The 12,899-nt window shown below is 69.8% G+C and carries 16 protein-coding genes; 12 read left to right on the forward strand and 4 right to left on the reverse strand.

What is annotated here, in order from left to right:
- Window positions 1-2 precede the first annotated feature (2 nt).
- From ACGFY5_RS17985 to ACGFY5_RS17995, 3 genes are read right to left on the reverse strand one after another with little or no spacing between them, the layout of a single operon-like run.
- Complete coding sequence (locus ACGFY5_RS17985; RefSeq protein ID WP_392721104.1) at window positions 3-605, reverse strand: TetR family transcriptional regulator; 603 nt, start codon at window positions 603-605, stop codon at window positions 3-5.
- An 8-nt stretch (window positions 606-613) separates the two neighbouring features.
- Window positions 614-1,348 (reverse strand): ABC transporter permease, encoded by a 735-nt coding sequence (locus tag ACGFY5_RS17990; RefSeq protein ID WP_392721106.1) that lies wholly within the window; start codon window positions 1,346-1,348, stop codon window positions 614-616.
- A 1-nt stretch (window position 1,349) separates the two neighbouring features.
- Window positions 1,350-2,072 carry an ABC transporter ATP-binding protein gene (locus tag ACGFY5_RS17995; RefSeq protein ID WP_392721108.1) on the reverse strand — a complete coding sequence of 241 codons (723 nt, stop codon included), beginning with the start codon at window positions 2,070-2,072 and terminating at the stop codon, window positions 1,350-1,352.
- Between the two features lie 109 nt (window positions 2,073-2,181).
- Between ACGFY5_RS17995 and ACGFY5_RS18000 the strand changes: the two genes are divergently transcribed.
- The 3 genes from ACGFY5_RS18000 to hisI are packed head-to-tail and all read left to right on the forward strand — an operon-like array spanning window position 2,182 to window position 3,893.
- Window positions 2,182-2,556, forward strand: a complete 375-nt coding sequence (locus ACGFY5_RS18000; protein WP_392721110.1) for a MerR family transcriptional regulator — start codon at window positions 2,182-2,184, stop codon at window positions 2,554-2,556.
- Window positions 2,553-3,527 (forward strand): aldo/keto reductase, encoded by a 975-nt coding sequence (locus ACGFY5_RS18005; protein ID WP_392721112.1) that lies wholly within the window; start codon window positions 2,553-2,555, stop codon window positions 3,525-3,527. Before ACGFY5_RS18000 ends, ACGFY5_RS18005 begins: the two co-directional genes overlap by 4 nt.
- A 9-nt stretch (window positions 3,528-3,536) precedes the next feature.
- Window positions 3,537-3,893: a phosphoribosyl-AMP cyclohydrolase gene (gene hisI / locus ACGFY5_RS18010; protein WP_392721114.1), complete on the forward strand. Its 357-nt coding sequence runs from the start codon at window positions 3,537-3,539 to the stop codon at window positions 3,891-3,893.
- Here hisI and ACGFY5_RS18015 read toward each other — a convergent pair.
- A complete protein-coding gene (locus tag ACGFY5_RS18015; protein WP_392721116.1) occupies window positions 3,870-5,069 on the reverse strand; it encodes a PP2C family protein-serine/threonine phosphatase in 1,200 nt (399 codons plus the stop codon). The genes hisI and ACGFY5_RS18015 overlap by 24 nt on opposite strands.
- 79 nt (window positions 5,070-5,148) lie before the next feature.
- Between ACGFY5_RS18015 and ACGFY5_RS18020 the strand changes: the two genes are divergently transcribed.
- From ACGFY5_RS18020 to lgt, 9 genes are all read left to right on the forward strand, one after another.
- Window positions 5,149-6,663: an anthranilate synthase component I gene (locus tag ACGFY5_RS18020; RefSeq protein ID WP_392721118.1), complete on the forward strand. Its 1,515-nt coding sequence runs from the start codon at window positions 5,149-5,151 to the stop codon at window positions 6,661-6,663.
- A gap of 26 nt (window positions 6,664-6,689) precedes the next feature.
- Window positions 6,690-7,181 (forward strand): Trp biosynthesis-associated membrane protein, encoded by a 492-nt coding sequence (locus tag ACGFY5_RS18025; RefSeq protein ID WP_392721119.1) that lies wholly within the window; start codon window positions 6,690-6,692, stop codon window positions 7,179-7,181.
- Between the two features lie 84 nt (window positions 7,182-7,265).
- The gene (locus ACGFY5_RS18030; protein WP_392721122.1) at window positions 7,266-7,568 is read left to right on the forward strand and encodes a hypothetical protein; all 303 of its coding nucleotides are present in this window, start codon (window positions 7,266-7,268) and stop codon (window positions 7,566-7,568) included.
- Window positions 7,565-8,014, forward strand: a complete 450-nt coding sequence (locus ACGFY5_RS18035; protein ID WP_392721124.1) for a type II toxin-antitoxin system VapC family toxin — start codon at window positions 7,565-7,567, stop codon at window positions 8,012-8,014. Before ACGFY5_RS18030 ends, ACGFY5_RS18035 begins: the two co-directional genes overlap by 4 nt.
- 133 nt (window positions 8,015-8,147) lie before the next feature.
- Window positions 8,148-8,960, forward strand: coding sequence for an indole-3-glycerol phosphate synthase TrpC (gene trpC, locus ACGFY5_RS18040; RefSeq protein WP_392721125.1), 813 nt, complete (start codon window positions 8,148-8,150; stop codon window positions 8,958-8,960).
- Between the two features lie 109 nt (window positions 8,961-9,069).
- Window positions 9,070-10,290 carry a tryptophan synthase subunit beta gene (gene trpB / locus ACGFY5_RS18045; RefSeq protein ID WP_392721127.1) on the forward strand — a complete coding sequence of 407 codons (1,221 nt, stop codon included), beginning with the start codon at window positions 9,070-9,072 and terminating at the stop codon, window positions 10,288-10,290.
- Between the two features lie 29 nt (window positions 10,291-10,319).
- On the forward strand, window positions 10,320-11,114 hold the full coding sequence (gene trpA, locus ACGFY5_RS18050; RefSeq protein ID WP_392721128.1) for a tryptophan synthase subunit alpha: 795 nt from the start codon (window positions 10,320-10,322) through the stop codon (window positions 11,112-11,114).
- 103 nt (window positions 11,115-11,217) lie between these two features.
- The gene (locus tag ACGFY5_RS18055; protein ID WP_392721130.1) at window positions 11,218-11,802 is read left to right on the forward strand and encodes a VanZ family protein; all 585 of its coding nucleotides are present in this window, start codon (window positions 11,218-11,220) and stop codon (window positions 11,800-11,802) included.
- Window positions 11,803-11,820: 18 nt separating this feature from the next.
- A complete protein-coding gene (gene lgt, locus ACGFY5_RS18060) occupies window positions 11,821-12,840 on the forward strand; it encodes a prolipoprotein diacylglyceryl transferase (RefSeq protein WP_392721133.1) in 1,020 nt (339 codons plus the stop codon).
- Window positions 12,841-12,899 lie beyond the last annotated feature (59 nt).

Genomic DNA, 12,899 nt, shown 5'->3' on the forward strand with positions numbered 1-12,899 from the left:
CACTAGCCGCCCGGCAGGTCGAGCGGATCGGTCAGGTACCGCTGCAGCGTCGGGCCGATCCCCGCGACGAGTTCGTCCGGAGTGGCCTGCACCATCGCGGGCAGTTTGAGCAGGTAGCGGGTCATCACGATGCCGGCCATCTGGGACGCGACCATGGCGGTGCGCAGCTCCGGCCGGTCGGCGTCGATCGCTTCGACGATCGTGGCGAAGATCGCCCTGCTGGCGAACTCGCGGAACATCGTCGCGGCCCGGTCGTACGTCATCGCGCTCCGCAGCAGTGCCGCGAACGGGTTGTTGTCGCCCGCGCTGTCCCACACTCCCAGCAGCATCCGGACGACCCGCTCGCCGAGGCCGTCGAGCCCCGGTTCGAGCAGCGCGGGCAGGATGACGGTGGGGTCGAACGGCAGCTCCATCGCCGCGACGAAGAGCTGCTCCTTGGTGCCGTAGTAGTGATGCACGAGCGCGGGGTCGACCCCGGCCTTCCCGGCGATGCCGCGGATCGTCGCGCCGTCGTAGCCGGATTCGCTGAACGCGGCGCGGGCGGCGTCGAGGATCGCTTCCTGCGTCCCCGATCCGCCGCCCGGTCGTCGTCCGGTTCGTGGCATGCAGCTCCTTACTCCGTGCGGCGCCGCAGGGTCGCGGCTGCCAGGCTCAGCGCGACGAGCGCGGCACCGCCCACGATCACGATGTCGCGCACCAGCACGCCGGTGATGTCGGTGTTCGCGGTGACCTCGGTGAGCGCGTCCACCGCATAACTCATCGGTAGCACGTTACTGATGCCTTCGAGCCACCCGGCCATCGCCTCGCGCGGCGTGAACAGCCCGCAGAGCAGCAGCTGGGGCAGGACGAACGCCGGCATGAACTGCACGGCCTGGAATTCGGTGCGGGCGAACGCGCTGACCCACAGCCCCAACGCCATCCCCAGCACCGCGTCGGCGACGGCGATCACGACGACCAGCCACACCTGCCCCTGCGTCTCGAGACCGAGCAGCCAGTACGCAGTGGCACATGCGACAGCGGCCTGGACGGCGGCCGCGAGCGCGAACGCGATCCCGTAGCCGAGCAGCAGGTCGAGCTTGCCCAGCGGGGTGGTGAGCAGGCGCTCCAGCGTGCCGCTCGTGCGCTCGCGCAGCATCGCGACGCTGGTGACCAGGAACATGATGATGAACGGAAAGACGCCGAGCAGCGCCGGAGCGAGCCGGTCGAACAGCTGGTCGCTGTTGAAGACGTATCGCAGCAGCACCATCAGGACGCTGGGGACGATCAGCAGCATCGCGACCGTGCGGCGATCGCGCAGGAGCTGGGTGAGCACCCGCCGGGCCGTGGCGGCGGTGACACGTGGGGACATTTCAGGCCACCTCCATCGACGCGGAGCGGATCAGGCGGAGGAACGCCTCCTCGAGGTCTTCGGTGCCGGTCTCGGCGCGGAGTGCGGCCGGGGTGTCGTCGGCCACGAACCGGCCCTCGCGCATCAGCAGCAGCCGGTCGCAGCGGCCGGCCTCGTCCATCACGTGGCTGGAGACCACGAGGGCCGTGCCCGCGGCGGCCAGTTCGTGGAACCGCTGCCAGAGTTCGTTGCGCAACACCGGGTCCAGGCCCACCGTCGGTTCGTCGAGCACCAGCACGTCGGGCCGCCCCACCAGCGCGCACGCGAGCGATGCCCGGGTGCGCTGGCCGCCGGAGAGCGCGTCCACCCGCTGACCGGCGTGGTCGGAGAGACCGACGTCGCTCACCGCGCGGTCGGCTTCCGCCGGCGAGACGCCCAGTACGGCGGCGAAGTAGCGGGCGTTCTCCCGGACGGTCAGGTCGCCGTAGACGGAGGGCGCCTGGGTGACGTACCCGACCCGGCGACGCAGGGGAGCGCTGCCTGCTGGTTCGCCGAGCACGGTGACCGTGCCCGACCGGACTTTCTGGACTCCCACCAGGCACCGCATGAGTGTCGTCTTGCCGCAGCCGCTCGGCCCGAGCAGCCCGACGACGCTTCCCGGCGCCGCCAGGAAGCCGACGCCGTGCAGCACCCGCCGCTTACCGCGATCGACGACGAGGCCGTCGACCGCTATCGCCGGTTCCATGTCTCCTCCTGAAGTCATCGGCTGTTGAATTCAACGGTAGTGGAAATCCGGCGGACGCGGCAAGAGGGAAGCTTGACTTCGAGCGCGCTCTAAGAGAGAGGCTTGATCCATGACGCCAGGGCTCACTGTCCAGGACACCGCCGACAAGACCGGGCTGACCGCCCACACGCTGCGTTATTACGAGCGCGTCGGGCTGATCTGGGACGTCGCGCGCGACTCCGCGGGGCACCGCCGCTACACCACGGGCCAGATCGACTGGCTGGTGATGCTCACCCGCCTGCGCGCCACCGGCATGCCGATCGCGGGAATGCTGCGCTACGCGGAGCTGGTGAAATCCGGCCGCGCCGACGCGGAGCGCCTGGAATTGCTGCGACACCACCGCGTAGCGCTCGCCGCCCGGGTGGCCGAGCTCACCGCGGACCTGGCGCTCATCGACAACAAAATTGCCGTCTACGAACGGCGCGTGAGTGAGGAATCAGCATGAAGCACCGGGTACTCGGCCGGAACGGACTGGAAGTCTCCGCGATCGGCCTCGGCTGCATGGGCATGAGCCACGCGTACGGACCGAGCGACGAGGCCGAGTCGCTGGCCACGCTGCACCGGGCGCGCGAGCTCGGCGTGACGTTCTGGGACACCAGCGACCTGTACGGCTGGGGCGAGAACGAGAAGCTGCTCGCGAAGATGCCCCGGGACGGCATCCAGCTCGCCACGAAGTTCGGCATCAGCCGCGACGCCGACGGCAACCGCGTGATCCGCAACGAGCCGGCCTACATCCGCGACTCCATCGACGCCTCGCTGCACCGGCTGGGCACCGACCACGTGGATCTGTACTACATGCACCGGCGTAACCCCGACGTGCCGATCGAAGACGTGGTCGGCACGATGGCCGACTTGATCGACGTCGGGAAAGTGCGTTTTCTGGGCCTGTCGGAAGTGAACGGCGAGACGTTGCGCCGGGCGCACGCCGTGCACCCGATCGCCGCGGTGCAGCAGGAATGGTCGCTGTGGACCCGCGACCTGGAGGACGACCTCGTGCCGGTGGCGCGTGAGCTCGGGGTCGGCCTGGTGCCGTACTCGCCGCTCGGGCGCGGGGCACTGACCGGTGCGCTGACCTCGCTCGACGATCTCGCCCCCGACGACTTCCGGCGCACGAACCCGCGGTTCGCCGACGGCAACCTCGACCGGAACGCGGCGCTGGTGGAGGCGGTCGGGCGGGTCGCGGAGGAGGTCGGCTGCACACCGGCGCAGGCGGCGCTCGCGTGGCTGCTCGCGCAGGGCGAGAGCGTGGTGCCGATTCCGGGCACGCGGAAGATCTCGCGGCTGGAGGAGAACACCGCAGCTCTCGACGTCGAACTGACGGCGGAGCACCTCGCCGCGCTCGAAGCCGCCGTGCCGGCTGCCGCGGTCGCCGGAGCCCGGTACGACGACGCGGGCATGGCCGGAACGCTTCTTTAGGATGGGGGAGTGACTCGTCTCGATCCAGCGATCGCCGCTCAGCTCAAACGAAACGACCAGGGTCTGGTCACCGCGGTGATTCAGCAGCACGACACCCGCGAGGTGCTGATGGTCGGCTGGATGGACGACGAGGCGCTGCACCGCACGCTCACCACCGGCCGCGCGACGTACTGGTCGCGCAGCCGGTCGGAGTACTGGGTGAAGGGCGAGACGTCGGGGCACCGGCAGTGGGTCAAATCGGTCGCGTTGGACTGCGACGGGGACACGCTGCTGGTCACCGTCGACCAGGAGGGCGCGGCCTGCCACACCGGCGACCGCACCTGTTTCGACGCGAAAGTGCTGCTAACCGCGCCACTCGACCAGTAGGACCGTCGCGTCGTCCTGCAGGTGGCCCTCCTGGTGGTCGAGGATCGACCGGATCAGGCGGCGCAACGTCTCGGTCGCGGGCTGGTGGTCGGCCTCCCGCCGGATCACGAAGTCGACGAGACGGTCCAGGCCGAACTCGTTGCCGTCGGAATCGCGCGCCTCGGTGACCCCGTCGGTGTAGAACAGCAGCCGGTCGCCGGGCTCGAGCTGGACGGTGCCCACCTCGGTCGGGCGACGCAGGCCGATTCCCATCGGCAGACCGGGCTTCAGCCAAAGCGTCTTGACCCACTTGCCGTCCCGGATCAGCACGGGCGGCGGATGACCGCGCAGCACCCACTGGAGTTTCCCGCTGCCCGCGTCGAAGTGCGCGAGGACGCCCGTGACCAGCTCCGGCGGGCCGAACCGGGCCGCGACCTGCTCGTCGATCGCATCGCCGAGCTCCCGCAGGCCGAGGCTCTGCCGACGTCCCTTCCGGTACGCCGCCGCTGCCAGGCCGACGACGACGGCCGAGTTCAGGTCGTGCCCTGCCGCGTCGAACAACGCCAGGTGGACGCCGTCGTCGATGACGCCGTAGTCGAACGTGTCGCCAGCGACCTTGTACGCCGGCTCCAGCGCCCCTGCCACCACGATGCGCTCGGTGGCGAACGTCAACGGGGGCAGCAGACCCCACTGCATCTCGGCGGAGAGCGTCATGTCGGAGTGCCGGGTGAGCTCCACCAACGTGTCGCTGTACGCGCGCTTGGTCACGACCAGCAACCCCACCAGCGACGCCAGACGACGGGCACGCTGGGCGATCGTCGGATCGACGTCGTGCCGGTCGTCCGCGTCGACGGTGATCCGGAACACGCCGAGTCGCTCGGAGCCCTCCAGCAGCGGCATCCACATGTGGGCGCGCCCGTCGTCGGTGGGCGTGAAGTGACATTCGCCGTAGCGGAAGATGCGCCCGAGCGCGGTGGTGTCGATCGGTACCCGCTCCGCCGACCGGATCGGGGCGCTGACGCGGCCACGCGGCACCCGGACGAGGTTCGCCTGCTGGAGATCGGCCAGGTAGAGCACCGGGTCGTGCAGCCCTACCGGAGCCGCATGGATGGCGACGAGGTCGATGAGATCTTCGGGATGGCACCGATGGGAGTCGAACAGCAGCCGGTCGAACATGGCTTCACCGAGGTCGCTCACTTCGCCTCCGTCCCGACGCGCTATCCACAGAGGGCTTTACCCGGCTGCTCGGAAATCTCCCGTCGGCCACAATGGGTTCGTGACTACTGGCACCGACGGTACGTTCAGCCCCGATCGCGACGAGTTCGCCCGCCTTGTCCGCGACCGGCGGGTCGTTCCGGTGACCCGCCGCCTGCTCGCCGACGGCGAGACCCCGGTCGGGCTCTACCGCAAGCTGGCCGGAGGACCGGGCACCTTCCTGCTCGAATCCGCCGAGCACGGCGGCGTCTGGTCGCGCTATTCCTTCGTCGGCGTGCGCAGTGTAGCGACGCTCACCAGCCGCGACGGTTCCGCCCACTGGCTCGGTGACCCGCCGCCCGGCCTGCCCGTCTCCGGCGATCCGCTGGCCGTGCTCGGTGAGGTCGTCACCGCGTTGGAGTCACCCGTGCTGCCCGGGTTGCCCACGCTCACCGGTGGGATGGTCGGCTATCTCGCGTACGACATCGTCCGCCGGATAGAAAAACTGCCCAGCAACGGAATCGACGATCTGGAGCTGCCCGAGCTGGGCATGATGCTGGCCACCGACCTGGCCGTGCTGGATCACACCGATGGGTCGCTGCTGCTGATCGCGAACGCGATAGTGCCTGCGGGCGCGTCTCCCGAGGCGGTGTCCGAGGCGTACTTCCGGGCGGTGGGCCGGTTGGAGTCGATGACCACCGCCTTGTCGCGGCCGACACCACCCGGCGTCTCGACGATGACGCGGCTCGGGCCGGGGTCGTTCCGCAGCCGCACGCCGGACGGTGAGTTCCCGAAGGCCGTGGAGGTCGCCAAGGAAGCGATCCGCGCCGGCGAGTGCTTCCAGATCGTGCCGAGTCAGCGGTTCGAGGTGAGCACCGAGGCCGATCCGCTCGACGTCTACCGCGTGCTGCGGACGACGAACCCCAGCCCGTACATGTACCTGCTGCGGTTCGACGGGTTCGACATCGTGGGGTCGTCGCCGGAAGCGCACGTCAAGGTGACCGACGGGCGGGCGTTGCTGCACCCGATCGCCGGGACGCGGTGGAGGGGCGCGACGCCGGAGGAGGACGCCCGGCTGGCCGCCGAGCTGATCGCCGACCCGAAGGAGCGCGCCGAGCACGTGATGCTCGTCGACCTCGGGCGCAACGATCTGGGGCGGGTGTGCCGGCCCGGCACCGTCGACGTCGTCGACTTCATGGAGATCGAGCGGTACTCGCACGTGATGCACATCGTGTCGACGGTGGTCGGCGAGATCACCTCGGGTCACTCCGCGTTCGACGTGCTGACCGCCACGTTCCCGGCGGGGACGCTGACCGGCGCGCCGAAGGTGCGGGCGATGGAGATCATCGACGCGTTGGAGCCGACGCGGCGCGGGCTCTACGGCGGCACCGTGGGGTATTTGGATTTCGCGGGGAACCTGGACATGGCGATCGCGATCCGTACCGCGCTGATGCGTGGCGGAACCGCGTACGTGCAGGCCGGGGGCGGTGTCGTCGCCGACTCCGACCCGCTGGCCGAGGAGCGTGAGTCCCAGAACAAGGCCGCGGCCGTGCTTTCGGCCATCGCGACCGCCGAAACCCTCCGGGCCGCGCGATGAGCTCGCGCGGGCTTGCCGTGTCGGTGGTGACCGCGGTGGTGGGGGGCGCGGTCGCCTACTTCGCGACCGGGCGGGTGTGGGAGTCCACGACCGTGGAGCGAGCCGCGCCGCTGTTGCCGGAGACCGTGCGGACGACCGGCAGCGACCTGGTGCCGTGGGCGTCGGCTGCGGCGCTGGTCGGGATCGCGGGAGGGTTGGCGTTGCTGGCCACGCGGGGGCGGGGTCGGTTCGCTGTCGCGTGCCTGGTGGCGTTGGCCGGGCTGGGAGCGGCTGCGGGCGGTGTCCGCGGGCTGGTCGGTGACACGACGTTCGGGTGGCCGTTGCTCAGCGTGGCGGGTGGGGCGTTGGTGCTCGGCGCCGGTGTCGTCGCGCTGGCGCGCGGGAAGCGGTGGGCGGCGATGGGTGCCCGTTACGACGCCCCGGCCGCCCGGGCGGAGGCCCACGCCGCGACCGGCCCCGATGCGCCCCCCACAGCCCTCTGGGACGCCATGGACCAGGGCGACGACCCCACCCGCTGAGTAACGCCCTACACCGTTCAGCCGACCACCTTCCACCCACTCAGCGCTACCTGTCCCCGCTCACTCATAGGTACGTTGGCCCGTATGAACGCATCAACCGCTACGCAGGCTTATGATCACGAAGTGGCCGATGAAGCGGGCAATTTCGTCGTCGAGGGTCTCGACCCGGAAGACCTCGCCGTTCTCGCCGCTCACGGCATCGACGCCGCCGCTCTCGTGCAAGCCCACCTGCACGAACGCGCCGAACAAATTCGCGCCGAAGAGCGCCATGCCTATCGAAAGCGTCTGATTCGCGAAGTCGGTTCGTCGGATCGATTCGGTAGGGCGACCACCGAGGAGATCGTCGACGGCATCCACGCCGATCGGCGAGAGGCGGGGTGGGAGTGAACACCGCCCCGACCGATCCGATCGTCGTCGACTCCTCCGTGGTCATCCGCTGGCTGCTAGTCGATGGCGGGGATGCCGGCGAGCGTCGCCGCGCGACCGCGTTGTTGGAGCGGTCGCACGGCCGCCTGGTCGCCCCGGCGTTATTCGTCAGCGAAGTACTCGGCCGGATCTCGGGTCGCACAAAGGCAAGGGGTGCCGACCGACTCGCCCCGGAGCTCGCAATCGAAGCGGCATCCACTGTCTGGGATCTCGACGTCTCCTTGTTCACCCCGGATCCGCGTCGCGACACCGCCCAGTTGCTGAGCCTGGGCAAGAACCTGTCTATCTCGGACGCGCTCTACGTCCAGTTGGCCGATCGCCTGGAGACGGTCCTGTATACGTTCGATCGGCGGTTGATCGACGGGGCGGGGAAACTCGGGCTCGGCGAGCTCGCAACGCAGCCGTGAGGTGGTGACGGGTTGGAGAATTGGGGGGTTTGTACGGCGGTGAGCCGTGTAGAGGGCACCCGGAGTCACCCCGGATCCATACGGTCTGGCACTCTCGTTACGATTCCGCCATGGCACCACGGGATGGAGCCGCATGACGAGCGCGCTGGACGAGATTCTGGTCGGCGTCCGAGCCGACCTTGCTGACCGCGAGAGCCGCGTACCGTTCGAACGGGTCAAGGAACTCGCTGCGGCCGCGAAGCCGGCACGCGATGCTTGGGCTGCGCTGCGCGCGCCCGGCGTCGGCGTGATCGCAGAGGTGAAGCGTGCGTCGCCCTCGCGCGGCGCGATCGCCGACATACCTGACCCGGCTGCACTGGCCGGCGACTACGAGGCCGGGGGCGCCCGCTGCATCAGCGTCCTCACCGAGCGGCACCGCTTCGGCGGTTCCCTGGAGGACCTGGACGCGGTCCGGGCAAAAGTAGACGTTCCGGTGCTGCGCAAAGACTTCATCGTCTCGACGTACCAGGTCCACGAGGCCCGCGCCCACGGCGCCGACCTCGTGCTGCTGATCGTCGCGGCCCTCGAGCAGAACGTCCTCACGGGTCTGCTGGAGCGCGTCGAGTCCCTCGGCATGACCGCGCTCGTCGAGGTCCACACCGAGGAAGAGGCCAGTCGCGCACTCGAAGCGGGGGCGCGCGTGATCGGCGTCAACGCGCGTGACCTCAAGACGCTCGAGGTCGACCGGTCGGTGTTCGAGCGCATCGCGCCGGGCCTGCCGTCGCAGACGGTGAAGATCGCCGAGTCCGGCGTCCGTGGCCCGCACGACCTGATCTCGTACGCCGCCGCCGGTGCCGACGCGGTGCTGGTCGGCGAGGGCCTGGTCACCGACCGCAGCCCCCGCCAGGCGGTGGCCGACCTGGTGACCGCGGGAAGCCACCCGGCAACCCCGCGAAGCCCCCGGTAACCATGGCAACGACGTACCGCACCGGGGACGACAGGGCTCGTCCCGACGGGAGACGATGGCGCAACGGCGGAGTTCGCTCAGCCCACGCCGTTCTCCCGTAAGGAACCTCATGACCGTAATGCCCGACAAAACTGGACACTTTGGTCGTTTCGGTGGTCGTTTCGTCCCGGAAGCCCTGATCGCGGCTCTCGACGAACTCGACGCCGAGTACACCAAGGCGCAGGCCGACCCGGAGTTCCGCGCCGAACTCAAGGCGTTGCTCGACGACTACGCCGGCCGCCCCAGCCGTCTCTACGACGCCCAGCGGTTCAGCGAAAAAGCCGGCGCGCGCATCCTGCTCAAGCGCGAGGACCTGAACCACACCGGCGCGCACAAGGTGAACAACGTTCTCGGTCAGGCGCTGCTCACCCGCCGCATGGGCAAGAAGCGCATCATCGCCGAGACCGGCGCGGGCCAGCACGGCGTCGCGTCGGCCACCGCGGCCGCACTGTTCGGCCTCGAGTGCACCGTCTACATGGGCGAGGTCGACACCGAGCGCCAGGCGCTCAACGTCGCCCGGATGGAGTTGCTCGGCTCCACTGTCGTACCGGTCAAGTCCGGTAGCCGCACGCTCAAGGACGCGATGAACGAGGCGTTCCGCGACTGGGTCACGAACGTCGACACCACCCACTACCTGATCGGTTCGGTCGGCGGCCCGCACCCGTTCCCGCTGATCGTCCGCGACTTCCAGAAGATCATCGGCGAGGAGGCCCGCGAACAGACGCTGGCCCTCACGGGCCAACTGCCCACCGCCGTCTGCGCGTGCGTCGGCGGCGGCTCGAACGCCATCGGCATCTTCCATGCATTTCTGGACGACGCCCAGGTGCAGCTGTTCGGCTTCGAGGCCGGGGGCGACGGCATCGACACCGGTCTGCACGCCGCCGCGATCACCGGCGGCTCGCCGGGCGTCCTGCACGGGGCACGGTCGTTCGTGCTGCAGAACGAGGACGGCCAGACGATCGAGTCGCACTCGATCTCCGCGGGTCTGGACTACCCGGGTGTCGGGCCGGAGCACGCGCACCTGCACGACATCGGCCGGGTGAACTACCAGCCGGCCACCGACGCCGAGGCGATGGAGGCGTTCCGCCTGCTCTGCCGCACCGAGGGCATCATCCCGGCAATCGAGAGCGCCCACGCGCTGGCCGGGGCGCTGCGCGTCGCGAAGGAACTCGGCCCCGACGTCACGATCCTGGTGAATCTGTCCGGGCGCGGCGACAAGGACGTGGCGACCGCTGGCCGCTGGTTCGGCCTGCTCGACGAGCGCGACCTGGAAGCGAGCGAAGGCCGATGAGCCGCGTGCGCGAAGAGCAGGGTGCACGGATGAGCGTCTCCACGGTCTTTTCGAAGGCCAAGGCTGACAACCGCGGTGTGCTGGTCGGCTACCTGCCGGTCGGGTTCCCCGACGTCGCCGGTTCGCTGGACGCGATGAAAGCAATGGTCGACGCCGGGGTGGACGTCGTCGAGGTCGGCGTGCCGTACTCCGACCCGGTGATGGACGGGCCGACGATCCAGGCCGCGGCCGAGCAGGCCCTTCGGAACGGCGTCCGGGTGAAGGACGTGTTCAAGGCCGTCGAGGCGGTCGCGTCCGCCGGAGCGCCGGCGCTCGTCATGACGTACTGGAACCCCGTGGAGAAGTACGGCGTCGAGCGGTTCGCCGCTGATCTGGCGTCGGCCGGGGGAGCGGGGCTGATCACCCCCGACCTCATTCCCGACGAGGCCGAGCCGTGGTTGGCGGCGTCCGACGCGCACGGGCTCGACCGCGTGTTCCTGGTGGCACCGTCGTCGACCACGGCGCGGATCGCGTCGACGGTCGCTGTATGCCGAGGGTTCGTGTACGCCACCGCGGTGATGGGTGTGACCGGCGCTCGCGAGTCGACCAGTGAGGCCGCGGGGCCGCTCGTCGAGCGGGTCCGGCAGGCCACTGACCTGCCGGTGGGTATCGGGCTCGGGGTTTCCAACGGAGCCCAGGCGGCCGAGGTCGCCGGCTACGCCGACGGTGTGATCGTGGGTTCGGCCCTGGTGCGTTGCCTACTCGACGCAGAAGATCGCGCCGCGGGCCTCCGTGCGATCGCGGACCTCTCCGCCGACCTGGCCGCCGGGGTCCGTCGCCGCTGACGCCCCTCCGGGGCGTGCACATTTTGGGGGGCTATGGCCCACCAAAATGTGCACTCCTCGGAGGCCACGATTGAAGTTCGTGTCCACGGGGGACTGGCTCTCCGTGACCGCGAACGTTGAGACCGCAGCGCCCAAGGCCATTGATCGCCTTCGCACGAAGATCGCGCGCAAGCCCCGACGGACGGCACCTCCCGAGCCGAGGAAAACCCGGTCGGAGTCGGTCTCGGTCGAGAAGGGCAAGTACCGGCGGCCGTGGCTGCGGATCGGGCCCCTGCTGCTCCTGGTGATCTACCTCGCGATCACGGCCGCGATCACCCTCGGCCCCGGCGATCCCGAAGCCGCCGCCGGTGCGGGCGCCGCCGACAACTACACGCCGTTCGCGGAGATCAACCGCTCGCTCGCGGACGGTTCGCTGCGGTCCCTCGCGCAGGTCGTCGGCAATGCATTGCTGTTCGTGCCTTTCGGCATCCTCGTGCCGCTCTCGTTCCCCCGACTGAGCATCGTCACCGCTGTCCTCGCGGCTGCCGCAGCGTCCGCCGTGGTCGAGTTGGTCCAGCTCACGCACATCGCGGGCCGGATGTTCGACATCGACGACGTCATCCTCAACGTCGCCGGTGCCCTGTTCGGCGGCCTGCTCGTCGGGATGGCGCGAGGTGTTGCCGCCCTGATACGTCTGGTGCGGCGCTGACCGTCTAGCGTGGGGGCCGTGACCCTCGCCTCGATTCCGAGTCCGACGACCAGCGTGTGGCACCTCGGGCCGATCCCGCTCCGGGCGTATGCGCTGTGCATCCTCGCCGGGGTGTTGGTCGCGGTGTGGTTGTCCGACCGTCGGCTGCGTGCCCGCGGGGGGCCGCCCGGGATGATCGTCGACATCGCGGTCTGGGCGGTGCCGTTCGGCATCATCGGCGCGCGGATCTACCACGTCATCACGTCGCCCGATCACTACTTCGGCGCGAACGGCCAGCCGCTGGACGCGTTCAAGATCTGGGAGGGCGGCCTCGGCGTCTGGGGCTCGATCGCGGGCGGGGCCGTGGGGGCGTGGATCGCCTGCCGCAGGTCAGGGCTCCCGCTGATGGTTCTCGGTGACATCGTCGCTCCCGGCATCATCCTGGCGCAGGCCATCGGACGCTGGGGGAACTGGTTCAACAACGAGCTCTACGGCAGTGAGACCTCGCTGCCGTGGGGCCTGGTCGTGCACCGGATGGGTTCCGACGGCAGGGCCGTCGAGGAGATCCCGGGCACCTACCACCCGACGTTCCTCTACGAGTCGCTCTGGTGCCTCGCGATCGCGGGGCTGTTGCTCTTCGCCGAGCGTCGGTGGCGCCTCGGGGGCGGCCGGGTCTTCGCGTTGTACGTCATGGGTTACACGGTCGGGCGGGCCTGGATCGAGCACCTGCGCATCGACGAGGCCCACCACTTCCTCGGGCTGCGGCTCAACGAGTGGACCGCTCTGGTCTGCTTCATCGGCGGCCTGATCTGGTTCCTCACCCATCGCGGGATCGCCCCGGCCCGTCTGGAGTACACCGACGACGGCCGCATCCTCCTGCTCGACCCCGACGCCCCCGCCGTCGAGGCCACCGAAGCAACCGACGGCGCCGCCGCTGAGAGCGACGCGGGCGAGAGCGCCCCCCACCCGGCCTCGACGGACGGCGCCGATGCCACGGCGCCCGCGCGCTCGGCGTCGGCCGGAAAGACCGAAACCGACGCGAAACCCGAGCGGGACTGACCTCTCTCACACCGTCGGAGCGGTGTCAACGCGACGCGAGTCGGGCATAGTAGAAGGAT

This window comes from Cryptosporangium sp. NPDC048952 (assembly GCF_043197895.1).
GTDB lineage: Bacteria > Actinomycetota > Actinomycetes > Mycobacteriales > Cryptosporangiaceae > Cryptosporangium.

Coding starts and splice junctions, on each gene's coding strand:
- ACGFY5_RS17985 (WP_392721104.1), bottom strand. CDS start 605: ATGCCACGAACCGGACGACGACCGGGCGGCGGATCGGGGACGCAGGAA.
- ACGFY5_RS17990 (WP_392721106.1), bottom strand. CDS start 1,348: ATGTCCCCACGTGTCACCGCCGCCACGGCCCGGCGGGTGCTCACCCAG.
- ACGFY5_RS17995 (WP_392721108.1), bottom strand. CDS start 2,072: ATGGAACCGGCGATAGCGGTCGACGGCCTCGTCGTCGATCGCGGTAAG.
- ACGFY5_RS18000 (WP_392721110.1), top strand. CDS start 2,182: ATGACGCCAGGGCTCACTGTCCAGGACACCGCCGACAAGACCGGGCTG.
- ACGFY5_RS18005 (WP_392721112.1), top strand. CDS start 2,553: ATGAAGCACCGGGTACTCGGCCGGAACGGACTGGAAGTCTCCGCGATC.
- ACGFY5_RS18030 (WP_392721122.1), top strand. CDS start 7,266: ATGAACGCATCAACCGCTACGCAGGCTTATGATCACGAAGTGGCCGAT.
- trpC (WP_392721125.1), top strand. CDS start 8,148: ATGACGAGCGCGCTGGACGAGATTCTGGTCGGCGTCCGAGCCGACCTT.
- trpB (WP_392721127.1), top strand. CDS start 9,070: ATGACCGTAATGCCCGACAAAACTGGACACTTTGGTCGTTTCGGTGGT.
- trpA (WP_392721128.1), top strand. CDS start 10,320: ATGAGCGTCTCCACGGTCTTTTCGAAGGCCAAGGCTGACAACCGCGGT.